Source organism: Vibrio bathopelagicus (assembly GCF_014879975.1).
GTDB lineage: Bacteria > Pseudomonadota > Gammaproteobacteria > Enterobacterales > Vibrionaceae > Vibrio > Vibrio bathopelagicus.
In genome coordinates, this window is the sequence record NZ_CP062500.1 from 3,242,315 (window position 1) to 3,266,453 (window position 24,139).

Consider the following 24,139-nt stretch of genomic DNA (forward strand, 5'->3'; position numbering starts at 1 on the left):
TTCTCTACTCGAATTCAAATTGATAGAGGAGATCCACTGCACTGTCTAAACCCGAAACGGCTTCAACATAGAGGTCCTGCATCAGTCGGTAACGAACGGTAAACTCACCTAACGAGTTGAAAATACCCACGCCATACTTCACCTGTAAGCCAGGCAGAATGTAGCCACTAACCGTTACTTGTGAGTCATCACCAGAACCTGCGGTATCCAGTTGTAAATCTTGCACACCAAATGCTTCGCCAATTTCGCCGACAACCTTGCCGCTCTTAGCCAAGCTCAAGCCAATTAAGGTGGTTGTCATCGAACCGCTCGACTCACCATCAATATCTTGGCCACGCAAAATATAAGACAGCGCATTCGCTTGAGGCATCGCTGGGTCAGAATAAATCTCGATAGTCGGCTCTGTCGCAGGGCCTGTCACTCGAATACCGGCGGTCACATCATCCTGAGTATTATCAGGGTTACGTATCGCATTGATTGCTACGTATGGCTGATCCGGAGGACCATTCATAAGGATCTTACCTTCTTCGATCAACAGGTCTTGTCCAAATGATTGGTAAGTACCATTGACGATGTTTACTTCACCGGTAATGAATGGGCCTTGATCTTTTTGAGCCACATTGAGCTTACCGACCAATTCACCTTCAAGACCGAAAGCGGAAAGTTTAAAGTCATCACCGATTGAGATATTAATATTGGTCATAACATTAAATGGAATCGTGTCTTCACTTTCTGGCTCAAGATCTTTATTCAAGATAACTTGATCAGAGGACACACCAACCGCTGACGGCGGCAAGTCTTCGACTACAATTCGTCCCCAAGGTAATGCTATGTCACCGGTGATTTTCGCAAGCTCTGGCGTGACATCAATGGTCATGTCAGGAACAACCTTAACCTTGACCATCGGTGGGATATCAACCATCAATTCATCGGCAAATACTCTGACATTAGAGTGCCATGCTTGAAGATCCTGCCAGTCCCCGGAACCCTCGATATCAAGGTGACCATCCGGTGTTTCAACATTGGCATCTAACTTCGCGCTATAGCCGTCAAAATCGAGGTCAATACGACCATCTTTAATATCCACTGGCGTGACATCGCCTTTGACTTGAATACCATCAACAGAGAATTGACCAAAGACTTGAGGGTGCATTAAAGAGCCTTTTACTTTTAAATCACTCTCAAGATCCGCCTTCAATAGGCTGTATTCACCAAGAATCGGCTGTAAGAAATCTAGATGGAACGTGGTCAGCTTAATTGCCGCATCGACCATTTTGTCTTCAGCGAGGATATCCGGTAGCGACACCGTGCCAGACAGATCACCATTATCAGACACATCCAGCTTAAAATCGGCGTTCAATTGGTTGTCTTTCAGCTGTGCATTCAATGCAACGCTTTCCCAACCCAGCGTGATTGGCTCTCCGACTTGCTGAACAACCTGACCTTTCGGCATATCGACGCTAACCGTCACCTCAGGCTCACCTTGTTCCGACCACTTAGCATGAGCGGTCGCATTCACTAAGCCCTGTAGTTGCGTCTCTTTAGGCACAAAGGCTTTAATCTGTTCGAAGTCGAATTGGTTGATCGCCAATTTCGCCTCACCTGACTTTCCGACACGAACGTCTTCATCCAAACACACACTCGAACCCGATTGATTCCAACAGTGTGCTTGTACATCAGCAAACTGCTTGTCGATATCCGCCTTAATCGCGACAGGTTGAGCTAACACCCAAGGTCCTTGCTGAGTGGTAATTTTGACTCTGTCTAACGACCCATCCCAAATAAGAGAAGGCTTTTGAATCAACTCACCGGAAATAGCTAAGCTTGTAGACACGATGTCGGATATCACATCAAGTGTCACGGTATGCTTCTTCTCACCACCATTCACCGTTAAGTCGATGCTTTCAACGCTTTGATCTTGATAGGTTAAGTTCTTGGCTTTTAATACAAGATCAGCTTGAGCCTCAGGTAATGGCAGTGGAACCACAGAGCCATTGAGCGACAAGGATTCCAGTGTAGCCTCGTTATTCCAATCGACCTTATCAACATTTAAAGCAAGATCGACTTCAGGCTCTTTCGTTGGACCGCTCAGTTGGATGCTACCGATCACTCTGCCTTTTAACTCAGGAATACTTTTTGCAAGCTCAGGGAAGAAGATCTCAACGCCCATGTCCCATTGCTTATCAAGCTCACCCAGCGCCTTAATCGAGTTAACACCGTGAGCCAAACTCAAACCACTGGTTCTCAGTTTAGGTTCGCCGCTCGCGCTGCGATCCGACGCTGACAACTGCCCTTCGATATCCAGAGGGTATTCTCGCAAGATCCCTTCGATATCGAGCTTAGGCAGTTCAATCGCCCAACCACCCGCTTGCGTCAGTTCACCTGAAGTGACGATGCTTCCGCTAATATTACCTTCAGCTTCTGGCCACTGCAGACCCGGTTGAATGTCTTTGAGCGTCACATCGGCTTGCCAATTAACGAGCTTCTTCCAGTTCGCTTTAACTACACCATTTAATTCGCCACCCAAGGTATTCAGTTTCAATCGTTCAAGTTCAATCTGTTCAGTGGTGCCTTTGCCTTGCAGATCTATCGTTAAGGCCGGGATTTCCTTACCATCCGCTTCGCCTTTGAGCTGCACATTAAAACCATCTAATGAGCCATTGGCTTTGAATTTCTCAATTGCAGCTTGGTAATCACTTTTTCCGGTAAGAGGCCATTGCGCTTTACCTCCCTCTAAAAGAAGGTCAAATGGTAGAGTTGGCTCTAGGGGTTGAATATCCCCAGACAGTTTTGCCTCAATCAATTCAGAAAACTGAGAATCTAGATGCAGCTTAGCCACGCTGCCTTGCGCTTTCAGCGACAGTTTCTGGCCAGCAAGGTCGGTTTCTTTCACCAAAGCATCTAAAGAAAGATCTAACGGGTAACCACCTTTAAGCTCAACCTTAGCCGCAAGATTAGCGCGTGCTTGTGGCATATCGAGCTCTAGAGTGGAAACATCTACCGCATGTTTACCTGCTCGAGCTTCTAGCCCAAGGTGGTTCACTACAATTGGGGTTTCTTGTTCTAAGGTGAAACGGTTGAGGTCCAAACGCTCCAGTACAACCTGTAAAGGAATCCAGACTTCAGGCAGCTCGATCGCTGTTTTAGCGGTTGGTTCTGGCTCTACCTTTTCAGTTTGCGGTTCTTCTGTCGACTCAGCAAGCTTAACTTTGAGGTCATTGAACAAGGTTGGAGATACCGTCAGCTTTTCACCCTGCATGCTCAGAGCGGTTGAGAACAAGCTCCATTCAATTTCATGCCCCAAGATATTCAGTTTGATATCAGACAAAGCAATACGGTTGATCACTATTGGTAGTGGTGTTTTCACCGATGTCACTGGCGGAGTCGGTTCTGTTTCTTCTGTAGAGGCAGGAGGCAATTCCGTAAATGCGAAGTCCAAACCTTGAATCGCTAAGCGGTCGACACACAACTTAGGGTCGAGTAAACAGCGAGGATTAATAGCCAAGTTCAGCTTTTGAACCTTGGTGTCGATATGCAAGCTGTCATCTTTAAACCGAACATTATTAAGTGTAAAGCTTGGGAACAGAGCCCCTTTGGTGCTTTCCACTTTAAGTTGTGGCAGTGCTTTTTCAGCGCCCCATAGCACTGTGTTCAATCCTGGATTGGTGAACAAAACAAAACCGAGCAGGGCTATCAACAACAGCAAAATAGACGTCAACGAAATCGACGTCCATTTAATGCATTTGCCCATCACTTTGATCATAATTCTGGCCCTAAACTAAAGTGCAATTGGAACTCATCGCCTTTCTTCGCATCTAGACCCCAAGCAAAATCTAAACTCACAGGACCGACAGGCGACGCCCAACGAACCCCGACACCGGTACCGTGTTTCCATTCAGGTTTGTCATTGAATGCATCACCAATATCGTAAAAAGCCGCACCCCACCAATTGCCAACCAAGCGGTATTGGTATTCAAACGAGCTGGTTGCAATGAATTTTGCACCCGTTAATGCACCACTTTCATCACGAGGAGATATAGATTCATAACCATAACCACGGATACTGTTGTCACCACCGGCAAAGAACCTCAGCGAGGGGGACAGCTTCTCAAATTCATCGGCAAAGTTTCCGCCAAACTGAAGTCGAGTTAAGCCGCGGTGATTATTACCGATGCTGCGAATCCATGCCGTTTGCCCTTGGAAACGCACCAACTTGGTTTCCGACAGTAAGGTGTCGTCAGCTGCTTCAACCATGATGGTTTGCTTGTCGCCCCACATTGGCATCGAACCACCACGAGTTCGAGTTCGTGAGAAAGAGATACCCGGCAACACGAATTGCGCTAAGTCATCTTGCAAACCTTGTTCATAGTTTTCGATCAAGTATCGAATAAACACCGTACGTTGCCAGCCATTATCCAGACGCCAATATCTTTCTAAGGCTAAGTTTGATTCCAAACTTTTGGTATCACGGTTATCTAAGTTCTTCATGCCGTACTTGATTTGATAGTAGTCATTAAGTACGTCATCTAACGGAATCTTATAAGTAGCAGTAATCGTCTGCTCCGGCTTAGAAATCGATAGGCTGCTATTGAAGCTATGGCCTCGGTCGTTAACCCAAGGCTTCTTCCATTTAAGGGTGCCTTTTACCCCAAGATCGGTTGAAACACCGATACCAGTTTCAATTTGATTACGCGCTTGCGGTGCAAGGCTGACCTTCATCGGAATTTCTCGGCCTTCGCCGAGTTGGCTTAAATCAGGTTCAACAAATACAGAAGAGAACCAATCCGTATTGGACAAGTTTTGGTTGTACTCACCGACTTTGGTAATCGAATAAGGTTCGCCATCCTCAAATGGTTTGAGTGATTGCACCTTGTCATCTCTGATTTGACTGCCAGTAACCTGAGTCGTGCCAAAATGATAGCGAATACCACTGTTGTAATGAAGACGAACGTAAGCACGGTTTAATTCCGGGGCAACCTCTAACTTGCTGACGTCATACGCACCATCAAAATAGCCTTTCGCTAATCCAAGGTTACGCATCGACGATTTCAAAGAGTCGTAACTACCATGATTGAGAACCGAACCTTTAGAAAGTTTGCTCTTAGCGATTAAAGCCAAAAAGTCAGGATCATCTTTTGCTTCGCCGCTAAGCACGATATCAGATGTATAAATAAGAACAGGTTCGCCCGGCTCAACAGAAACAATGAGCTCAGAATCATCTTCAGAGTGAGAGAATTTGATTGTAGGTTGGTAGTAACCCAACGCATTGAGGGCTTCTTTGATCATCGATTCCAAACGAGATTGGAACCTTAGTGAAATCGCATACTCTTCTTCAGGAATGGCACTTAGATAAGCATCAACATTGTCCTCAAGCGCTCCATCAAGCCCTTTAATCTCAAGGGATACGTCGGCATAAGCAAGCGTCGATGACAGTAGAGTGCCAATCAGAACTGGTAAAGTTTTTCTTATCATGTTTAATTGGTTGAAGAAGTTATCAATACGTTAATAAGTGAAAAGAAATAATACCGCTAAAAAGGCATTGAGTCTGTAACAAATCTGGTAATAACACGGTCTAATTTAAAGACTTAGTCAATATTAACCAACCGTTAATATGAACCTACAGTTAAATTAAACCAACGCGGTAAACGTATGCGAAAAGGAATATAACATGCTAAACAAACAACAACTGGTTTCCGCAACAACCGCTTTACCGGGAAATGCGAACCCAATTCAAATCACTGAGCGCCATTTCGTTAATCAAACGGATCTACTTGACCCGCCTACGGGGTCTCAACAAGAAGTTCTGCTCGGTATGGGGTGTTTCTGGGGAGCTGAACGTCTGTTCTGGCAATTAGAGGGCGTTATCTCTACCTCAGTTGGTTACGCAGGTGGGTACACAGTAAACCCGACCTATGAACAAGTATGCTCAGGACAAACAGGTCATACTGAAGTAGTTCGTGTTGTTTTTGATAGCGAGCAAACCTCATTAGCAACGTTGCTTGAAACCTTCTGGGAAAGTCACGATCCCACTCAAGGTATGCGCCAAGGTAATGATTTAGGCACTCAATATCGCTCCGCTATCTACACTTTCAGTGAGCAGCAACAATTGATTGCGGAACAATCTAAGCAAGAATACCAACGAGCGGTCACTGAATCATTAGGCAACGAGATCACGACGGAAGTTCTGCCAGCAGGAAAGTATTTTTTTGCGGAGACGTACCACCAGCAATATCTAGCAAAAAATCCTAATGGCTACTGTGGTTTGGGCGGAACCGGTGTGTGCTTCCCTCCACAATAAACGGTGCTAGGACGCAAACTAAAACGACATCCATTAAAAAAGGGCTTCCATTAAGAAGCCTTTTTTCATTGTTATCTATTTCGAATGAGACAAATCGATAAGTGTCAGTTACACCGGCAGCGCAGCAATCGTGCCGTTAACTTCTTTAAAAATGGTGAGCTTTTGTTTGTCAGAAACTTCAGGGAGAAGCACTTTGCCTTGGTCGAAGCGAAACTCTCCGATACCTTCAATAGCAAACTGGCCTTTGAACAGGACTTTAACGAAACGCGCCACTTGATGTGGACGGTAAGTAGAAAATTTTCTTAACATAATACAACCTCAATTCCATTTGAGTACTACAGTTACCTGCCTGAACATCGCCTTGTTAAAAGCACATATAATTGCTAAATCCTTTAGCAAACAGCAAGATAATCTATTGTTCATCTCGATATTGATGCATTATACCTTTTGGTAACAAGCCTGCAACTTGTTTCTACATCGTACGATAAAAAAGTTAAAGAGGCATTTTTCAAATTTCATATTATACTTCCAGTGCAAACCAATAAGCGGAACAAAAATATAATGAAAAACAAAACTCTACTGGCTTTTTTAGCCGCAGCCTCTCCACTCTTCGCCAATGCTCACAACCTATCTGTAGGTGCAACTCTGCCTGCTGTCGATGTTAGCAGCTATGGTGAAATCGTACTAAACGACGGAAATACCGGATATCAAGCTTGGGCAACCAACAATCTCCTAGGTAAAGTTCGTGTCGTTCAAGCTATCGCTGGCCGTAGCAGCTCTAAAGAGCTCAACGCACCACTGATGGCAGCCATTACAGCATCGAAGTTCTCAGAAGACAGCTACCAAACCACCACCATCATCAACCAAGATGATGCTATCTGGGGTACAGGTTCTTTTGTGAAATCGTCTGCCGAAAGCAGTAAAGAAGAATTTCCATGGTCTTCTATGGTGCTAGATGAAGACGGAGCCGTCGCGTCATCATGGGCTTTAGCAGAAGAAAGCTCAGCGATTATCGTTCAAGACAAGCAAGGTAAAATATTGTTTGTTAAAGAAGGCGCTCTCAACGAATCAGAAGTCACGCAAGTTATTGAATTGATTAAAGCGAGCCTTTAATCAGATAATCGCGTCTTTTTCGAGACCTGACCGAAGGATATTGTTATATTATAACAGTATCCTTTTTTAATTCTGTGGTTAATCATCCTCATGTGGCAAAACACACCTAACAATGTGAAACGCAAAACAGGCTTCTTGCTTGGGCTGATGCTCATGTTAAGCGTGTTAGCTGCAACACATATGGTGGATGTTGCCCCCGATCACCACACTTCGCATCATTGTGAGCTGTTTTCGATAAATCAGTTCATTACTGCGCACTCACTTCCACAGGTTCCAGAGTTCCATTCAGAATTTACTGCCACGATTACAGAGTCTGTAATTTCGTTACAGCGCCTGTATTTCGCTTATTTGGCACGTTCACCTCCTGTAAATATCGCTTAATTACCACTACTTTTTAATTAACCTTTATTCAGGAAAAAAACATGAAACCTACTATTTTAGCCGTTGTTATCGGCATGACTGTCTCAACGAATGTTCTAGCTAACGAAGAATTCCGCTCTCACGAAGCACACGTGCACGGTAAAGTTGAAGTGAACATCGCTCAAGATGGACAAGAGCTGCTTGTTGAAGTAACTGCGCCTGGTGCCGATGTGGTTGGCTTTGAGCATGCTCCAGAAACTGCCGAGCAAAAGAAAGTATTTGAACAAGCTATCGCGCAACTGAACAAGCCAGAAGAACTATTTAGTTTCAACAATGCAAGCTGTACGCTGAAGTTCAAATCAGTGACGAACACCCTAGAAGACGATCATGATGACCATGAAGGCCATGACCACGCGGAACACGATCATGACGGCCACGAAGGCCATGACCACGCGGAACACGATCATGATGACCACGAAGGCCATGACCATTCAGAAGGTGGCCACGGTGAGTTCACGGTTGAGTATCATTACCAATGTTCAGACATTGCGAAGCTAGATACGGTGAACACTCAATGGTTCTCTAAGTTCAGTAACACAAAATCAATGACGGTGAACCTGCTAACTGACAGCGCTCAAATTCAAGAAGTGCTTAACGCCGATCGTGTTAGTTTTCGATTCTAATCAGTATTAGATTGAATTAAACGTAGATAAGCAGCCAAGTAAGTATTCACTTACTTGGCTGTACAAATCGGTGTGCTCTGGGAATTTATTATTCTAATAACGGTCCAGTAAATACACCGCTTTAATTATTGGAGCTAATATGTCTTCTGACAGTTCATCACTTGTCGTCAAACTTGAAAATATCAGCTTTCGTTGGAAGCCTGAGCTATCCCCAACTCTAGAGATTCCTTCACTGCACATCCAAACCCAAGAGCACCTTTTCATTAAAGGTCCCAGTGGTTGCGGAAAATCGACATTATTAGGGCTGCTGACCGGAATTAACCAAGCAGATCAAGGTGAAGTCTCTATCTTAGGCCAAGACCTCACTCAGCTAACTCCTCGTCAAAGAGACAAATTCAGAGCCGATCATATTGGTTATATATTCCAACAATTTAACCTGCTTCCTTACCTGTCTGTGATCGACAACGTGACGCTTCCTTGTCAGTTCTCAGCAATTCGCAAGCAACAAGTCACTAAGAGTCAGAACAACCTGCAAGCCACCGCACAAGATTTATTGTTACGACTAAAACTGCCTCAGGCTCTAATGGATAAACCCGTTACTGAGTTGAGTATTGGCCAACAACAACGTGTCGCGGCAGCTCGTGCTTTAATCGGCCAACCAAAGATCATCATTGCTGATGAACCGACATCCGCTTTAGATCATGACAACCGAGAAGCTTTTATCGAACTGTTGTTAGAACAAGCCAATCAAGCGGGTTCTACTCTGATCTTTGTTAGTCATGATCCAACATTAGAAAAACTGTTCACTCGAACCATAGATTTAAAAACCGTTAACCAAGCTAAGGTTGTCGTATGAAAGTAATTACTCACTTAGCCTTAAAAAGCGTACTCAACCGTAAAGCCACCGCTATTCTGACCATTCTCACTGTAGCAGTGTCCGTCATTCTCTTACTCGGTGTTGAACGCGTTAGAACCGAAGCCAAGAGCAGCTTTGCTAATACGATTTCGGGTACTGACCTTATCGTCGGAGGTCGCTCTGGTCAGGTAAACCTGCTGCTTTATTCTGTATTCAGAATCGGTAATGCAACCAATAACATCGACTGGAAAAGCTACCAAGAATTTAGCCAACATAAAGCGGTAAAGTGGGCGATACCCATCTCACTGGGTGATTCACATAAAGGCTTCCGTGTCATGGGCACAAACCATAGCTACTTTGAAAATTATCGCTATGGGAGTAAGCAACCACTTACTTTCCAACAAGGAAAAGAATTCAATCAGCTATTTGATGTGGTGATTGGTGCTGATGTCGCGAAGAAGTTAGATTACAAGATTGGTGATCACATCATTCTGGCGCACGGTATCAGTGATGTAGCCTTCAGTCGCCACGACAACCTGCCCTTCACGATTGTGGGAATACTCGCGCCAACGGGAACACCGGTAGATAAAACCGTGCATGTTTCGCTAGAGGCAATTGAAGCTATTCACGTAGGCTGGGAATCGGGTGCTAACTTAGGCCACACGCCGGATGCTGAAACGCTCAAGAGCTACGACTTCCAACCTAAACAGATTACCGCGATGATGGTTGGGCTTAACTCGAAAATCCAAACCTTCGCACTGCAACGAGAGATCAATAACTACCGCCAAGAGCCGTTGAGCGCCATTATGCCGGGCATTGCTCTGCATGAATTGTGGGGAATGATGGCCGTAGCAGAACAGGCGCTATTAATTGTATCAGGGTTTGTTGTAATCGCAGGACTGTTAGGGATGTTGAGTAGTCTACTCACTAGCTTGCAAGAAAGGCGTCGAGAGATGGCCATTCTGCGCGCGATGGGAGCAAGGCCTCGCCATGTATTTGGTTTGCTAATTAGTGAAGCCAGTGCACTGACCTTCCTCGGTATCACACTGGGTGTTGCAGTCTTGTTTGCCCTGATCGCAGTAGTTGCTCCTATTGTGCAACAAAGTTATGGTATCAACATATCGATATCCGCAATCACACCTCATGAGTGGAAACTGCTTATGTTGGTGCAAGTTGCCGGAATCATTATCGGCTTTATTCCCGCTTTCAGAGCTTACCGTCAGTCATTGTCTGATGGCATGACTATTCGAATCTAAAATAGGAACCTACGATGCAACGCAAATTCCTACTGATACTTGGGTTACTTATGTTCCCATTTATCAGCACAGCTCACGCTGACGCCACTCAGACTGACGAATCGGTATTAACACTCGATTGGATTGACTTAATTCCAGAATCGGAGCGAGCACAACTAGACTCATTTGGCATGCCGATGGTTAACCACGACAGTATGGACAAACCTCAACAATCGACACTTGGCGCTGTTCGTCCGGAGTTGAATGGCAGCACTGTGAAGATCCCAGGCTTTGTGATTCCATTGGAAGGCGATGAGAACATGATCACTGAGTTTCTGTTGGTGCCATACTTTGGCGCATGTATCCACGTGCCACCGCCGCCACCGAACCAAATCATCTATGTGAAGTTCCCTAAAGGAGCACCAATCCAGCAGTTATGGGATGTGATCTATTTAGTCGGTACGCTGAAAACGGAATCAATAAGCCACGACTTAGCTCAGACAGGTTATCTTATTGAAGGTACTGCAATAGAAGAATATGACGACATGTAGTCATTAGAAGGGTGGCTCAAGGATGAGCTGCCGTCACTGAACAAAAGATATTATTCAATAACAGTTTTATAACGATATTGTTTGACTAGATTACGCGATGTAATTAGACAAATAAGCTAGCACAGCTACATAAGTAGCGAGTAATAACCCTATACTAAGCTGTTTCTTCAGCTTGTTATCATTGACTTGATTCATAACTCCTCCTTGAGAATTACAACAAATTTAACATTTTATTATCATTAGCAAAAGTAAAATTTTGTTGAAGTCTTCAACTCTGCACGCAAAATCTAGCCACCAATAAAATAAAGAGTTACATTTTAGACAGTTATACCAATCACAGTAAGTAAGTGATCAGAAATAGCGTAGGAAAAAGGCTTGAAAACAAGGCGGAATGTTTAGATAAGTAGTTATTCTACAATCAAAAATTCTAACGCAGTTATCGAGCATTTTAACAAGCTAAGGGGAGCAATTATTTACTACGATTGGTATTGAGTCATCTCCTAACGGTACTCTTATGTCAGAAACCAAACAGCCAGTAATCATTGAGCATGCTAGCGATACACAGCACAAGCATGAGAAAAAGCCTCATATTGCCGACAGCACAAGCAGAATGCTGCACATAGCACAAAGCTTCGGCTTAGATTCCTTAATCAGTCATAGTACAAAACCAAGCGATAAAGCTGAGAGTACGCTTATCGAACGGGCGCTATTACGAGAGAAAAAACGCAAAGAACTGCGTCAAAAGAATCTAGAACAGATTCTGAAATTGGCGCACTCTTCATGTAAGGACGAAGCGGCTGGAGATCCTGATCAGGACTGGTTATATCGCTTTTTCGATATGGCACAAGAGATCCACAATACATCGATGCAGAGACTATGGGCTCAGGTATTAAAAAGAGAAGTCACCAACCCAGGTTCGACGTCGATGAAGGCGCTGCAGATCTTGCAAGACATGACACCAAAAGAAGCGCTCACCCTACAAAGAGCGGCGTCACTTGGCTGTAGTTTTGGTAGTGATAGCAGCAGAAAGCTATTACTTGGTTTTAAGTCTCATGCTGGAATATTCAGCTTTGGCAAAAGAGACACGACCAACACCATCAACCTTGGTGGACACAACCTGCCCTACTCTAGCCTACTCCATTTGATTGAGCTCGGTATCATTCTAGGCACTGAATTAGAGTCTGGTGAGATTGATTTCGACCCAGCGTTACACCTGACTTATCAAGGTAAGAGCATGTCACTGGCGCCTATATCAAAAGGGGTTAAGCTGGTTTACTACCGATTCAGCCCAACAGGTAATGAGCTGTGTACCTTACTTGGCAACAAGCCCAACATGCAGTACTACGACCAACTGATTGCTCTATTGAGTCAGAAGTTCACGGTACAAACAGAAGTGAAAAGCAGCGTGAATTACACCGTCTAAACGTTAGACGGTGTAATTAATGAAGAATATTGAGAAGAATAAAGAGAATCTAGAGGATAGGTTTCTTGTCTCGGTAAACCAAGGCTTCACTATTTATCCGTTTTGAATAAGCAGATAAACAGGCGAATAGCCTTAGTCATACCAACGATCTCAATTGGCTAAAATATTACGCTTCTCTAAAGCATCAATACACAATTCGACCAGTTCATCGAGTGTCTTCTCACCCGCAGGTAGATCTATCTCAGGGTTCTGAGGTGCCTCGTATACTGAGCTAATACCGGTAAAATTCGGGATTTCTCCAGCGCGTGCTTTCTTATACAAACCTTTAGGATCGCGCTGTTCGCAAACCTCAAGTGGCGTATTAACAAACACCTCGAGAAACTCACCTTCCGGTAATAAATCACGTACCAACTGTCTCTCCGCTTGATGTGGAGAAATAAACGCAGACAACACGATCAACCCCGCATCCGCCATCAATTTAGCGAGCTCACCAATACGACGAATATTCTCTCGACGGTCTTGCTCAGAGAAGCCAAGGTCGCTACATAATCCGTGACGAACATTATCGCCATCCAATAAATAAGTATGGTAACCAAGCTGTGCCAAGCGGTTTTCTAATGCTCCAGCGACTGTCGACTTCCCAGAACCAGATAACCCCGTGAACCAGAGCACGGCTGGCTTTTGTGATTTCAGATTAGAGCGAAATGCTTTATCAATCGAGTGTTGATGCCACACAACATTCTCATCTTTTGGTTTGAGTACTGCGGTCATAATTAGTCCTTTAAATAAACAGCATTAAAATGGGAAAAAGTAAGGAATTAGGGTCAGCACCAAGCCCGAGTAGACAATCGAGATTGGGATACCGATGCGTAGATAATCCGTGAGATGGTAATTACCTACGCTATAAACAAGTAAATTGGTTTGGTAACCGTATGGCGAAATAAAGCTAGCGCTGGCACCAAACAGAACCGCCATAATGAATGGCATAGGGTCAACGCCATAGCCGATAGCCATGCTGTAGCCAATTGGGAACGATAGTGCTGCGGCCGCGTTATTGGTCACCAACTCAGTCAGAACCAAGGTCATGAAATAGGTCGCGACTAACGCACCAAACACGCCCCAGCCATTAAAGGCTTCCATAAACATCAGCCCCATCCGCTCAGACAAACCCGATGAAATCATCAGTTGAGCAATAGAAAGTGCAGAACCAACGATCACCACAATATCAACCGGAAAACGGCGACGAAGCTCACCAAGTTGCACCACGCCAAAGGCCACCAGCAACAGTAAGAAACCAGCCAGCCCTTTGATAATCGGCACGACTTCAGCAAGGGCTAAACCAATCACACAGGCAAAACCGAGCAATACAAACGTCGACTTATCAGCATCAAGCTTGGCACTCGAGTCCAAGTCATTCATCAACACAAACTCTTTGTTGTGTTGCTGGCGCTGCTCTTCAAAACGCTTACCGGGAACCAAAATCAAGGTATCCCCGGCCGTTAGTGTGATGTTTCCAAGACCACCTTCGAGACGTTCATGACCACGACGAATAGCGACCACAACCGCATCAAAACGATCTCTAAACTGGCTGGTTTTCAGGGTTTTGTTACAGAAACTTGCCGATGAACTCACCACGACCTCAACAAAGCTCTGGCCGTTAAGGTGATGCTGGCCAAACAGGGTTAATCCTTGAATTTCTTGCAGTGTCGCTACACTTTCAACGTCGCCACAAAACAGCAGTCTGTCACGAGCTTGCAGTATAAAGTCAGGGTCAATAGACGCCGTTGTTTTACCGTCACGAATCACTTCCGCTAAAAACAATTTTCGTAATGCTCTTAGGTTATTCTCGCTGACGCTGCGGCCAACCAAAGGAGAACCCGGCTCCACTCTAGCCTCTAAAAAGTAAGGCAGATCGTCCTGCGATCCATCATCATAGCTTGGCAAGAAGTAGCTCAAAGGAATAAGGATCAATACACCACCGACCAAGACAGCTAAACCGATCAAGGTGGGCGTGAAAAAGTTTAAGCTCGGCAAACCCGCATCTTCAACAAAGCTATTGATGATCAAGTTGGTAGAAGTGCCGATCAATGTCAGGGTTCCACCTAAGATGGCAGCATATGACAAAGGGATAAGCAGTTTAGATGGCGCATGTTGTTGATTACGTTTGATCGCCCCGATCAAAGAAACAACCACCGCCGTGTTATTAGTAAAAGAAGAAAGTAACGCTGTGGAAATACCCAACTTCGCAACCACGGTACCTAGCCTACCTTCAGAGATATTACGGCTAACCCAACTGATTAAGCGAGTTTTCTCCAACGCACTTGATGCGAGGATAAGAAGAATTAAAGTCAGTAATGAGGAGTTAGTGAAGTTATTGGCTAAGCTCGACAAGTCGATCATGCCAGCCATAAAAGCAATAAACGCCGCGCCAGCAAAGATAAAGCTTGGCTTAATACGGGTAACGAGCAGGCAAGTAATGATGCCGAGCAAAATCGCTAATACAAATCCTTGTTGCCACATATACCCGTCCTTTATGGCGGAAACGATGGGTTTCCGCCTGATTCAATAAGCTGTTACTTAGTCGTCTATGACTTCAGTAGTTGGCTTAGATCTTTGGCATCCCAATGAGGGAAGTGCTTACGTACCAATGCGTTGAACTCAAGCTCAAATGCAGAGAAGTTACCGACTTGCTGTTCAACAGAGTCCAAACGGTCTCGAATCAAACCTGCACCAACCGTAACGTTGGTTAGACGGTCGATAACGATGAAGCCACCGGTATCGGCACTCTCACGGTATTTATCCAATGCGACAGTCTCGTTCAATGACCATTCACATAAGCCAATACCATTCAGTGGTAACTCATCAACTGCGTGAGTCGACAGGTTGTTAATGTCGTATTGGTGACGAACCGTTTCAACCTGACCGACGGTTTTCTTGCCTGCGATTTTGATGTCGTAAGCTTTACCCGGTTGCAGTGGCTGCTCTGTCATCCACACGATGTCTGCTAATACGTGGTTAGTGGATTCAATTTGTGCATTTTCCAACACAATCAAATCACCACGGCTGATATCGATCTCATCTTCAAGAGTCAGCGTTACCGCCAAACCCGCTTGTGCTGATTCAAGCTCACCATCAAAGGTCACAATGCTTGCTACCTTAGAAGTTTTACCTGAAGGCAACGCCTTGATTTCATCACCCACGCTGACACGACCAGAAGCCACTGTGCCGGCAAAGCCACGGAAATCTAAGTTAGGACGATTGACGTACTGCACTGGAAAACGGAATTCACCCGCAGAGCGTTTTTGGTCAATGTCGACGTTCTCTAGTACTTCTAATAGAGATGGGCCTTCGAACCATGCAAGCTCTTTACTTGGTGCAGCAACGTTAATGCCTTCAAGTGCCGAGACGGGCAAGATCTGAATATTGGTCTCACCCTCTAGGTTTTCTGCAAACTCTAGATACTGATCGCGAATCTCCTCAAAACGATCTTGCGAGTACTCGACGAGATCCATTTTGTTGACTGCGACGATGAAATGCTTCAAACCAAGTAGGTTAGAAATAAACGAGTGACGACGTGTTTGATCCAGTACGCCCTTACGTGCATCAATCAAGATCACAGCCAGATCACACGTTGAAGCACCTGTTGCCATGTTACGCGTGTACTGCTCATGCCCTGGTGTATCAGCAATAATGAATTTACGCTTTTGAGTCGAGAAGTAGCGATAAGCCACATCGATCGTAATGCCTTGCTCGCGCTCAGCCTGCAGACCATCAACAAGCAGTGCCAAATCAGGCTTCTCACCCGTAGTACCCACTCGCTGGCTATCTGAATGAACCGCTGCTAGCTGATCTTCATAAATCTGTTTTGTATCATGGAGTAAGCGACCGATTAGGGTACTTTTACCATCGTCTACCGAGCCACAAGTTAAAAATCTAAGCATAGATTTATGCTGATGCTGACTTAGATAACCTTCAATCCCTAGTTCAGCCAATTCGGCTTCTACTGCACTATTCATTTTTCTTTCCTTAGATTCTTAGAAATAACCTTGGCGCTTTTTCAGCTCCATTGAGCCCGACTGATCATGGTCAATCGCTCGGCCTTGACGCTCACTGGACGTCGCCACCAGCATCTCTTCAATAATGCCTGTTAGCGTATTCGCCTCAGATTCAACCGCTCCGGTTAGTGGATAACAGCCTAAAGTACGAAAACGAACGCTTTTCTCTTCAATCACTTCACCTTCTTGCAGCTCCATACGGTCATCATCAACCATGATCAGCATGCCATCACGCTCAACTACAGGGCGTTTGTCTGAAAGGTAAAGTGGAACAATATCGATGCTCTCTAGGTAGATGTATTGCCAGATATCAAGCTCAGTCCAATTAGATAGCGGGAAGACACGAATGCTTTCGCCCTTATTAACCTGACCGTTGTAGGTGTGCCAAAGCTCCGGACGCTGGTTTTTTGGATCCCATGTATGGTTCTTATCGCGGAAAGAATAAACACGCTCTTTCGCGCGAGATTTTTCTTCATCACGACGCGCACCACCAAAAGCGGCATCGAACCCGTACTTGTTTAACGCCTGCTTAAGGCCCTGAGTTTTCATGATGTCAGTGTGCTTCGAAGAACCATGCACGAATGGGCTACACCCCATCTCAATACCTTCTGGGTTCTTATGTACTAAAAGGTCAAAGCCGTACTTTTTAGCCGTACGGTCACGAAACTCAATCATCTCGCGGAATTTCCAATCCGTATCAACGTGTAATAGTGGGAAGGGAATCTTACCTGGGTAAAACGCTTTGCGAGCTAAATGAAGCATCACAGAAGAATCTTTACCGATGGAGTACATCATCACTGGGTTATCAAACTCAGCTGCCACTTCACGGATAATATGAATACTTTCCGCTTCGAGCTGTTTTAGGTGGGTTAAACGTTCTTGGTCCATTTCAGTGCTTCCTTTAAGGCTCGCGTTACGAGCAATTCATTACTTAGTCTTGCCAAGCATGGGATTTAACTCATCCACTTGAGTGAATGGGAGTATTGGCACTAGAAGAAAACAGAAGCTTCGTTTTGAGCTATCCTTGCTATTCATCTGCCTGATACGTCCTTGATATAGGCATTATGACGAGCCTCTCATATTACTGGAAATTCTAAAATTTCATTTTTTATTCGAAAAGCTGATAAGGGATGAGATTCATCGATAAATAGGTGAAATGAATGGACTTATACTATCGATGTGATTTGTACATCGATTGAGCAGCTTTGGGAGGCGTCTTGCAGAACACCATAAAGTAATCGATCTAAGTCACGAATTAACATTCGTTGTAATCATTGTTTCATTCGGTTTTGTTACATTACGCAACGAATTTTCTACTATCCACTTTGGAGCTACAAAATGAAAGTTGCAATGAAACCTTTGTCATTGGCTGTACTTGCGGGTCTTGGTTTGACTCTAGCAGGCTGCACAACAACACCAGATACCGATGAAGTGATTAAATTACGTGTCGTAGAAACGACGGATATCCATACCAACCTAATGGATTACGACTACTACAAAGACAAGCCATCGAAAAAAATCGGCTTAGCACGTACTGCAACTCTAGTAAAAGAAGCTCAAAGCGAAGTAACCAACAGCGTATTAGTTGATAACGGTGACTTGCTGCAAGGTAGCCCAATGGGTGACTATATGGCAGACAAAGGCATCGAAGCTGGCGAAGTTCACCCTGCATATAAAGCAATGAACCAACTAAGCTACGACGCTGCAAACCTAGGTAACCACGAATTCAACTACGGTCTTGAGTTCCTAGAAGAGTCTATCAACGACGCTGATTTCCCATACATCAGTGCTAACGTTTACGACGCAGAAACCAAAGAACACTACTTCACGCCTTACATCATCAAGACGCACACGTTCGAAGATACTGCTGGCGTAAAGCACGAAGTAAAAGTGGGTTACATCGGTTTTGTTCCACCACAAATCATGACGTGGGATAAGAAGAACCTAGAAGGCAAAGTGATCGCTCGCGATATCATTGAGACGGCTAACGAATTAGTGCCTCAAATGAAAGCGGAAGGCGCAGAGGTGATCGTTGCTATCCCTCACTCAGGCGTATCAACTGACCCATACAAAAATGGTGAAGAGAACTCAACGTTCTACCTATCTGAAGTAGACGGCATCGATGCGATCGCATTCGGCCACTCTCACGCAGTGTTCCCAGGTAAAGGTTTTGATGACATTCAAGGCATCGACAACGAAACTGGCACAATGAACGGCGTTGCGGCAGTAATGCCTGGTCGTTGGGGTAGCCACGTTGGTGTTATGGATCTAACACTTGCACAAAAAGACGGTAAGTGGGAAGTCGTTAAAGGCCAATCAGAAGCACGCCCTATCTACGATAAGATCGAGAAGAAATCTCTTGCCGCAGCTGATGAAGGCATCGTAACGGCACTAGAAAAAGACCACGCAGGTACTCGTGAGTTTGTTAACCAACCGATTGGTAAAGCAGACGATGTAATGTACAGCTTCCTGTCTCTAGTACAAGACGATCCAACAGTTCAAATCGTTAACCTTGCACAGAAGGATTACGTTGAGCAGTTCATCCAAGGTGACCCTGACCTAGATGGTACGCCAGTACTTTCAGCGGCTGCACCATTCAAGGCTGGCGGCCGTAAGAATGACCCAGCAAACTTCACTGAAGTTGAATCTGGTCAACTGACATTCCGTAACGCAGCTGACTTGTACCTTTACCCGAACACGCTAGTCGCGATGCAGGTAACAGGCCACGAAGTAAAAGAGTGGCTTGAGTGTTCTGCTGGTCAATTCAACCAGATCGACGTTAACTCAACTGCTCCACAATCATTAATCGAGTGGGATAACTTCCGTACTTACAACTTCGATGTTATCGATGGTGTTGATTACCAAATCGACGTAACTCAACCTGCGAAATACGATGCAAACTGTAAAGTGGTTAACCCTGATTCACAGCGTATTGTTGGTCTAACTTACCAAGGTAAGCCAATCGACATGAAGCAAGACTTCCTGATCGCAACCAACAACTACCGTGCATACAGCGCTAAGTTCCCAGGCACAGGTGAAGACTTCATCGCATTTGATGCACCAGATGAGAACCGTACTGTTCTTGCAAACTACATCTCTCGCGTAAGCAAAGAGCAAGGTCAAGTTAGCCCAAGCGCGGATAACAATTGGTCATTTGCGCCAATCAAAACGGATAACAAGCTAGATATCCGCTTTGAAACATCTCCAAGCGACAAAGCAGCAGATTTCATTAAAGAGAAGGGTCAATACCCGATGAAACGTGTTGCGACTGACGATGTTGGTTTTGCTGTTTACCAGATTGACCTAACTAAATAGATTGCTTAAGTAATCGATAGTTAACGTTCTGAAAGGCTGAGTTTAACGACTCAGCCTTTTTCTTTTCTTATCCAAAGCCCTAATTTTTTAACGACAAACTCTCGTTAAACCCGCTTCCAAATACCACGCCTTTAGCTTCAAAACGGCAGTCAAACAGCACGACTCAAACCACCAATTGAATTAATCCAACACAAAAAAACGCTAATCAGTTGTAAGTTTTTCTCTGCTCCTCCTGTCTATTTAATTTACTACACTCAATGAATGGTCATTAAGCCATTCATCTATAGGATAGATAAGGACATTTGATGAGCACCGTCGAGAGCATTCAAGCATGGTTACATTCAGGAGAGGAGTCGCTGCTATGGCTGATGCTTGGCATCATCGCGCTTTCTTACCTGCTTGAAGATCTGGCGATTGTTACGGCGGCAGGTTTGGCAACTCAAGGCTTAATACTTCCTCAATATGCGTTGCTTGCCATTTTCATCGGCATTGCCACAGGTGATCTCGGTCTCTATTACCTAGGTAAATCAGGACGTTATTTCCGAGGCGTTCGTTACAAAGCCCTCACCAACCGATACTTTCGTGCACTTCGCACTAAATTACGTCAAAACGCTTTCAGCAGTCTTTTTGTCATCCGCTTTATTCCTGGGCTTCGTACCGTCGGCTTTACCTTAAGTGGTTTTTTCGCAATCCCACTGCCTACTTTCTTGTTTGCTGTCATTAGCGCCACCGCGATCTGGACTGGCATTGTCTTCTCTGCCATCTACTATTTAGGGACATCAGCGTGGCTGCAAGCCTCTGAATATCAATGGATAGTTATCCCGTGTGCCATCGCTTTGCTGTTTATCGGTAATCGATTAATGAATAAAACCTACTCTAGAGGATTATCATGAGTTCACCGCAAGATATTCGCATCATTCCCGCACATCAAATCAATGCAGGCATGCCCTTGCTTGAAAAAGATACCGTGCGCAGTGTCTCTCCTTATGAGTTTCTTCCCACTTGGTTTTTCTACACGCCAGTGGTAATTCAAAGCCTGATGCAAGGGTTACGGCACTTTGACTGGGCGCTACCGCTCATCGCCAACCCAAGTATTAAGTTAAGCGGCATGGTAGGCGAATCGAAACACGAGATACTGAGCCTTGCCGGATCATCGAGCCAGCGTTGGATCTCTCCGTTTATCACCCTAACCAAAACGGATCTTAGCAGTAAGAAACAAGCTGAAGATGCGCGCAGTGCACTCATACAATCGGATCTCGATTTTCCCATTGTGGCTAAACCGGATCTTGGCTGTCGAGGCGTTGGCGTTAAGCTGATCAACACACAAGATCAACTTGAGCAGTATGTTGAATCTTTCCCAAATAATGCTCGCTTTCTACTACAAGAAAAAGCGCCTTATCAAGCCGAAGCGGGTGTTTTCTATGTTCGTTACCCAAACAAAAAGCAAGGCGAGATCATCTCGATCACACTCAAATACGCACCAATGGTGATGGGTGATGGCATCTCGACACTCAAACAGTTAATTGAAAATAGCCCGCGCGCTGGGCAACTTAGTCACCTCTATCTGCCAAGGCATCAAGATAAATTGGATCAAGTGCTCGCAGAGGGCGAAGAGTTCCAACTCGCGTTCGCAGGTAGCCATAGCCGTGGTTGTATCTTCCGAGACGGCAATCAATACATCACTCAGGCTTTAACCCAACGCTTAGACGAGATATTCGACGACTTCGATGGTTTCCACTTTGGTCGACTCGACGTCAAATTCAAAGACATGCACAGCCTAATGAACGGCGAGGATTTCACTATCCTTGAGGTCAATGGAGCAAGCAGTGAGGCTGGGCATATCTGGGATCGCAACACACCATTGCGAGAGATATTTTCTACGCTACTTCTGCAATACCGCATTCTTTTTGATATTGGCGCTCAGCAAAAACAGCGAGGCCACCAGCCTCCTTCCTTTAAGAGCCTGTTTACCGCGTGGCAAGAAGAGCGACGTCTTGTTCAACAATATCCGACCACCGATTAACTTTGTACGAGGATCATGAATGAACCCCATAGCCCAACCGAGCGCCCTCACTTCTTTCTCTCCTAGTATCAAGGGAGCGGTAGAAATATTGAATCAGGGTTTAGAGTTTTTGTTAGCGATATCTGACAGCGACTATCTGACACGAGCAAAGCCGCACGTCACAAGCTCTATTGGTGAGCACACTCGTCACACGCTCGATCTTTTTCACGCTTTAATTTTAAAAGAGAATGCGACCGTTGATTATAACACTCGTCGTCGTGGTCACCCCGTCGAATTCGACAGGTCGATTGCGTTGAAAGAGATCCATTACGTGATCAACTGGCTTGAACGATTAGACCGCAGAGATCTCGAAGCGCCTATCATGATCCAAACCGAAGTTTCAATGGATACACAAGTATTCGCAAGCCTGCCTTCTACGCTAGAAAGAGAAGTCACCTTTGCCGCGCTGCATGCCAATCATCATTACGCGATGATCAAAGTGATCACCACCTTTCTTGATGTCGAAACATGCAACACCTTTGGTTACGCCCCAACCACCAGCAGCTATTTGAGGGAGCAATAATCATGTGTTCAGTATCTTGGCTGCTTGAAGAGAATGGCTATCAAGTCTTTTTTAATCGTGATGAACAAAAGACACGAGCGCTGGCGATGCCGCCTAAACAATATCGAGTCAACGGTGTCGATATCATCATGCCACTCGATCCAACCGGTGGTGGTAGCTGGATCAGTATCAATGAGTTCGGGCTTTCGCTATGCCTACTCAATAACTATCAAGGCATCGTGCCTGATGGCCTTTTAGTCAGCCGTGGTTTGTTACTCAAGAACCTATCATCGAGTCGTAATATCAGTCAGCTCTCTGAAGCATTTCATAAGCTCGACCTGCACTCTTTTGCCCCGTTTACCTTGCTGGCTTTCGCGCCGAACTTAACTCAACACCATGGTTTAGTTATCGCCTACATGTGGGATGGCATTAAGCAAAAAATAGTCGACACTGATTCTCCGCTCTTCTCATCCGGTGTTGATTTAGAGCGAGTGCAAGCCTATCGACAAGCGAAATACGACCAGCTTATGGCGGCAGGTAAGAATCAACAGAACTTACTTAAGTTTCACTCTCACCATCACAGCGAACAGCCTCATTTAGCGACCTGTATGCATCGTGAAGACGCGCACACAGTGAGCTTCACACATTTACGCAATCTACACGGCCAAGCCTCTATGTTTTACGCACCCGGCTCGCCTTGTGAACCCATTAAACCATGCCAGATAAATCAACAGCGTTTTACCTTCGATTTATCACCAGCAATCAATCTATAGATGGAGTCCATCATGAGAAAACTATTAACCATGGTCATGCTACTTGTTAGCCCTTACGTGTTTGCCGCCGATGAAATCTACACCGGATTCTTTAGCAGCAAGGCACTCGATGGCTACGATACTGTGGCTTATTTCACGTCACGTAAGCCCATTGAAGGCAGTAAAAAATTCAGCACAGAGTACAAAGGCGCGGACTGGTATTTCTCTTCTGAAAAGAACCTGACTTTATTTGTTAATAATCCTGAAAAATATGCACCTCAATATGGTGGCTATTGCGCGTGGGCTGTTTCAGCAAAAAGTGACTTTGCACCCGGTGATCCTAATCAATGGACAATTGTTGATAACAAGCTTTACCTCAACTACGACCAAGAGATCAAACAGCGTTGGGAACAAGACCGAGCACAACATATTCAAAAAGCCGACACCGTTTGGCCGCAACTGATCAAATAAGGGAATAACCATGACATTCACTCCAGCTAAACATATCCCTGCGGCATTTATCGCTTTCGTATTTATTCAGTCGCTGTTTTTTAAGTTCACAGGCTCATACGAGACAGAACATATCTTTGGCACCTTGGCGACATGGTCTGGCTTAAGTTGGTTCGGTTCATTTGGCGGCTATTTGATTGGGTTCGCTGAATTGATTGCTGCCATTTTATTATTTACTCGTTGGCATGGCCTAGGTGCCATCATGAGTGTTGGGATTATGAGTGGCGCAATTTTCTTCCACCTGTTTACGCCGCTCGGTATTCAAATGCCTGAGTTTAATGCAGCAGGTAAAATTGTCGGCTATGACGGCGGATTACTGTTTGGTATGGCATGTCTCGTGTGGCTGTGCGGTGCATTTTTAAGTGTGAAAGATTTCAAGAATCAAGACGGTTTCCTAAACAACTTTAGTCAATAAGGTAGCTTC

The 24,139-nt window shown here is 45.0% G+C and carries 22 protein-coding genes; 15 read left to right on the forward strand and 7 right to left on the reverse strand.

Annotated features, from left to right (window positions below):
- Window positions 1-4 precede the first annotated feature (4 nt).
- On the reverse strand, window positions 5-3,763 hold the full coding sequence (tamB, locus tag IHV80_RS14450) for an autotransporter assembly complex protein TamB (protein ID WP_192889473.1): 3,759 nt from the start codon (window positions 3,761-3,763) through the stop codon (window positions 5-7).
- On the reverse strand, window positions 3,760-5,472 hold the full coding sequence (gene tamA / locus IHV80_RS14455; protein ID WP_192889474.1) for an autotransporter assembly complex protein TamA: 1,713 nt from the start codon (window positions 5,470-5,472) through the stop codon (window positions 3,760-3,762). Before tamA ends, tamB begins: the two co-directional genes overlap by 4 nt.
- A 196-nt stretch (window positions 5,473-5,668) precedes the next feature.
- Between tamA and msrA the strand changes: the two genes are divergently transcribed.
- The gene (msrA, locus tag IHV80_RS14460) at window positions 5,669-6,298 is read left to right on the forward strand and encodes a peptide-methionine (S)-S-oxide reductase MsrA (protein WP_192889475.1); all 630 of its coding nucleotides are present in this window, start codon (window positions 5,669-5,671) and stop codon (window positions 6,296-6,298) included.
- Between the two features lie 108 nt (window positions 6,299-6,406).
- On the opposite strand, the gene IHV80_RS14465 is transcribed toward msrA, so the two are convergent.
- On the reverse strand, window positions 6,407-6,607 hold the full coding sequence (locus IHV80_RS14465; RefSeq protein WP_004735283.1) for a DUF1107 family protein: 201 nt from the start codon (window positions 6,605-6,607) through the stop codon (window positions 6,407-6,409).
- Window positions 6,608-6,859: 252 nt separating this feature from the next.
- On the opposite strand from IHV80_RS14465, the gene IHV80_RS14470 reads away from it, so the two are divergent.
- The 7 genes from IHV80_RS14470 (at window position 6,860) to IHV80_RS14500 (ending at window position 12,519) form a co-directional block, all read left to right on the forward strand.
- Window positions 6,860-7,411, forward strand: a complete 552-nt coding sequence (locus IHV80_RS14470) for a YtfJ family protein (RefSeq protein WP_192889476.1) — start codon at window positions 6,860-6,862, stop codon at window positions 7,409-7,411.
- A 90-nt stretch (window positions 7,412-7,501) separates the two neighbouring features.
- Window positions 7,502-7,792 (forward strand): DUF2607 family protein, encoded by a 291-nt coding sequence (locus IHV80_RS14475; RefSeq protein WP_192889477.1) that lies wholly within the window; start codon window positions 7,502-7,504, stop codon window positions 7,790-7,792.
- A 41-nt stretch (window positions 7,793-7,833) separates the two neighbouring features.
- On the forward strand, window positions 7,834-8,454 hold the full coding sequence (gene zrgA / locus IHV80_RS14480) for a zinc uptake protein ZrgA (protein WP_192889478.1): 621 nt from the start codon (window positions 7,834-7,836) through the stop codon (window positions 8,452-8,454).
- Between the two features lie 139 nt (window positions 8,455-8,593).
- Entirely contained in the window at window positions 8,594-9,310 is a 717-nt protein-coding gene (locus IHV80_RS14485; RefSeq protein ID WP_192889479.1) for an ABC transporter ATP-binding protein, read from the forward strand.
- Window positions 9,307-10,566, forward strand: coding sequence for an ABC transporter permease (locus IHV80_RS14490; RefSeq protein WP_192889480.1), 1,260 nt, complete (start codon window positions 9,307-9,309; stop codon window positions 10,564-10,566). The genes IHV80_RS14485 and IHV80_RS14490 overlap by 4 nt, the downstream gene beginning before the upstream one ends.
- 14 nt (window positions 10,567-10,580) lie before the next feature.
- Window positions 10,581-11,096, forward strand: coding sequence for a DUF3299 domain-containing protein (locus IHV80_RS14495; RefSeq protein WP_086714267.1), 516 nt, complete (start codon window positions 10,581-10,583; stop codon window positions 11,094-11,096).
- Window positions 11,097-11,610: 514 nt separating this feature from the next.
- Window positions 11,611-12,519: a TIGR03899 family protein gene (locus IHV80_RS14500; protein WP_192889481.1), complete on the forward strand. Its 909-nt coding sequence runs from the start codon at window positions 11,611-11,613 to the stop codon at window positions 12,517-12,519.
- Between the two features lie 150 nt (window positions 12,520-12,669).
- On the opposite strand, the gene cysC is transcribed toward IHV80_RS14500, so the two are convergent.
- The 4 genes from cysC to cysD all read right to left on the reverse strand — a co-directional run bounded on the left by cysC (window position 12,670) and on the right by cysD (window position 17,462).
- Entirely contained in the window at window positions 12,670-13,290 is a 621-nt protein-coding gene (cysC, locus tag IHV80_RS14505) for an adenylyl-sulfate kinase (protein WP_017107743.1), read from the reverse strand.
- A gap of 24 nt (window positions 13,291-13,314) precedes the next feature.
- A complete protein-coding gene (locus IHV80_RS14510; RefSeq protein ID WP_192889482.1) occupies window positions 13,315-15,039 on the reverse strand; it encodes an SLC13 family permease in 1,725 nt (574 codons plus the stop codon).
- A gap of 65 nt (window positions 15,040-15,104) precedes the next feature.
- Window positions 15,105-16,535 (reverse strand): sulfate adenylyltransferase subunit CysN, encoded by a 1,431-nt coding sequence (gene cysN / locus IHV80_RS14515; protein ID WP_004735272.1) that lies wholly within the window; start codon window positions 16,533-16,535, stop codon window positions 15,105-15,107.
- Window positions 16,536-16,553: 18 nt separating this feature from the next.
- Complete coding sequence (cysD, locus tag IHV80_RS14520; RefSeq protein ID WP_004735271.1) at window positions 16,554-17,462, reverse strand: sulfate adenylyltransferase subunit CysD; 909 nt, start codon at window positions 17,460-17,462, stop codon at window positions 16,554-16,556.
- A gap of 450 nt (window positions 17,463-17,912) precedes the next feature.
- Between cysD and IHV80_RS14525 the strand changes: the two genes are divergently transcribed.
- From IHV80_RS14525 to IHV80_RS14555, 7 genes are all read left to right on the forward strand, one after another.
- On the forward strand, window positions 17,913-19,889 hold the full coding sequence (locus IHV80_RS14525) for a bifunctional 2',3'-cyclic-nucleotide 2'-phosphodiesterase/3'-nucleotidase (protein ID WP_192889483.1): 1,977 nt from the start codon (window positions 17,913-17,915) through the stop codon (window positions 19,887-19,889).
- A gap of 305 nt (window positions 19,890-20,194) precedes the next feature.
- Window positions 20,195-20,782 (forward strand): DedA family protein, encoded by a 588-nt coding sequence (locus IHV80_RS14530; RefSeq protein ID WP_192889484.1) that lies wholly within the window; start codon window positions 20,195-20,197, stop codon window positions 20,780-20,782.
- On the forward strand, window positions 20,779-21,912 hold the full coding sequence (locus tag IHV80_RS14535) for an ATP-grasp domain-containing protein (RefSeq protein WP_192889485.1): 1,134 nt from the start codon (window positions 20,779-20,781) through the stop codon (window positions 21,910-21,912). Before IHV80_RS14530 ends, IHV80_RS14535 begins: the two co-directional genes overlap by 4 nt.
- A gap of 19 nt (window positions 21,913-21,931) precedes the next feature.
- Window positions 21,932-22,474, forward strand: a complete 543-nt coding sequence (locus tag IHV80_RS14540) for a DinB family protein (protein ID WP_017078811.1) — start codon at window positions 21,932-21,934, stop codon at window positions 22,472-22,474.
- Between the two features lie 2 nt (window positions 22,475-22,476).
- Complete coding sequence (locus tag IHV80_RS14545; protein WP_192889486.1) at window positions 22,477-23,226, forward strand: NRDE family protein; 750 nt, start codon at window positions 22,477-22,479, stop codon at window positions 23,224-23,226.
- Window positions 23,227-23,238: 12 nt separating this feature from the next.
- The gene (locus IHV80_RS14550; protein ID WP_192889487.1) at window positions 23,239-23,676 is read left to right on the forward strand and encodes a YHS domain-containing (seleno)protein; all 438 of its coding nucleotides are present in this window, start codon (window positions 23,239-23,241) and stop codon (window positions 23,674-23,676) included.
- Window positions 23,677-23,686: 10 nt separating this feature from the next.
- Window positions 23,687-24,130, forward strand: coding sequence for a hypothetical protein (locus IHV80_RS14555; protein ID WP_192889488.1), 444 nt, complete (start codon window positions 23,687-23,689; stop codon window positions 24,128-24,130).
- Window positions 24,131-24,139 lie beyond the last annotated feature (9 nt).

What these genes read in the sequence shown, in the direction of transcription:
- cysN (WP_004735272.1), bottom strand. Translation starts at nt 16,535, where the DNA reads ATGAATAGTGCAGTAGAAGCCGAATTGGCTGAACTAGGGATTGAAGGT.
- IHV80_RS14525 (WP_192889483.1), top strand. Translation starts at nt 17,913, where the DNA reads ATGAAAGTTGCAATGAAACCTTTGTCATTGGCTGTACTTGCGGGTCTT.
- cysD (WP_004735271.1), bottom strand. Translation starts at nt 17,462, where the DNA reads ATGGACCAAGAACGTTTAACCCACCTAAAACAGCTCGAAGCGGAAAGT.
- zrgA (WP_192889478.1), top strand. Translation starts at nt 7,834, where the DNA reads ATGAAACCTACTATTTTAGCCGTTGTTATCGGCATGACTGTCTCAACG.
- IHV80_RS14545 (WP_192889486.1), top strand. Translation starts at nt 22,477, where the DNA reads ATGTGTTCAGTATCTTGGCTGCTTGAAGAGAATGGCTATCAAGTCTTT.
- IHV80_RS14495 (WP_086714267.1), top strand. Translation starts at nt 10,581, where the DNA reads ATGCAACGCAAATTCCTACTGATACTTGGGTTACTTATGTTCCCATTT.
- IHV80_RS14510 (WP_192889482.1), bottom strand. Translation starts at nt 15,039, where the DNA reads ATGTGGCAACAAGGATTTGTATTAGCGATTTTGCTCGGCATCATTACT.
- IHV80_RS14485 (WP_192889479.1), top strand. Translation starts at nt 8,594, where the DNA reads ATGTCTTCTGACAGTTCATCACTTGTCGTCAAACTTGAAAATATCAGC.
- tamA (WP_192889474.1), bottom strand. Translation starts at nt 5,472, where the DNA reads ATGATAAGAAAAACTTTACCAGTTCTGATTGGCACTCTACTGTCATCG.
- IHV80_RS14535 (WP_192889485.1), top strand. Translation starts at nt 20,779, where the DNA reads ATGAGTTCACCGCAAGATATTCGCATCATTCCCGCACATCAAATCAAT.
- IHV80_RS14555 (WP_192889488.1), top strand. Translation starts at nt 23,687, where the DNA reads ATGACATTCACTCCAGCTAAACATATCCCTGCGGCATTTATCGCTTTC.
- msrA (WP_192889475.1), top strand. Translation starts at nt 5,669, where the DNA reads ATGCTAAACAAACAACAACTGGTTTCCGCAACAACCGCTTTACCGGGA.
- IHV80_RS14500 (WP_192889481.1), top strand. Translation starts at nt 11,611, where the DNA reads ATGTCAGAAACCAAACAGCCAGTAATCATTGAGCATGCTAGCGATACA.
- IHV80_RS14470 (WP_192889476.1), top strand. Translation starts at nt 6,860, where the DNA reads ATGAAAAACAAAACTCTACTGGCTTTTTTAGCCGCAGCCTCTCCACTC.
- IHV80_RS14490 (WP_192889480.1), top strand. Translation starts at nt 9,307, where the DNA reads ATGAAAGTAATTACTCACTTAGCCTTAAAAAGCGTACTCAACCGTAAA.
- IHV80_RS14530 (WP_192889484.1), top strand. Translation starts at nt 20,195, where the DNA reads ATGAGCACCGTCGAGAGCATTCAAGCATGGTTACATTCAGGAGAGGAG.
- cysC (WP_017107743.1), bottom strand. Translation starts at nt 13,290, where the DNA reads ATGACCGCAGTACTCAAACCAAAAGATGAGAATGTTGTGTGGCATCAA.
- IHV80_RS14465 (WP_004735283.1), bottom strand. Translation starts at nt 6,607, where the DNA reads ATGTTAAGAAAATTTTCTACTTACCGTCCACATCAAGTGGCGCGTTTC.
- IHV80_RS14475 (WP_192889477.1), top strand. Translation starts at nt 7,502, where the DNA reads ATGTGGCAAAACACACCTAACAATGTGAAACGCAAAACAGGCTTCTTG.
- IHV80_RS14540 (WP_017078811.1), top strand. Translation starts at nt 21,932, where the DNA reads ATGAACCCCATAGCCCAACCGAGCGCCCTCACTTCTTTCTCTCCTAGT.
- IHV80_RS14550 (WP_192889487.1), top strand. Translation starts at nt 23,239, where the DNA reads ATGAGAAAACTATTAACCATGGTCATGCTACTTGTTAGCCCTTACGTG.
- tamB (WP_192889473.1), bottom strand. Translation starts at nt 3,763, where the DNA reads ATGATCAAAGTGATGGGCAAATGCATTAAATGGACGTCGATTTCGTTG.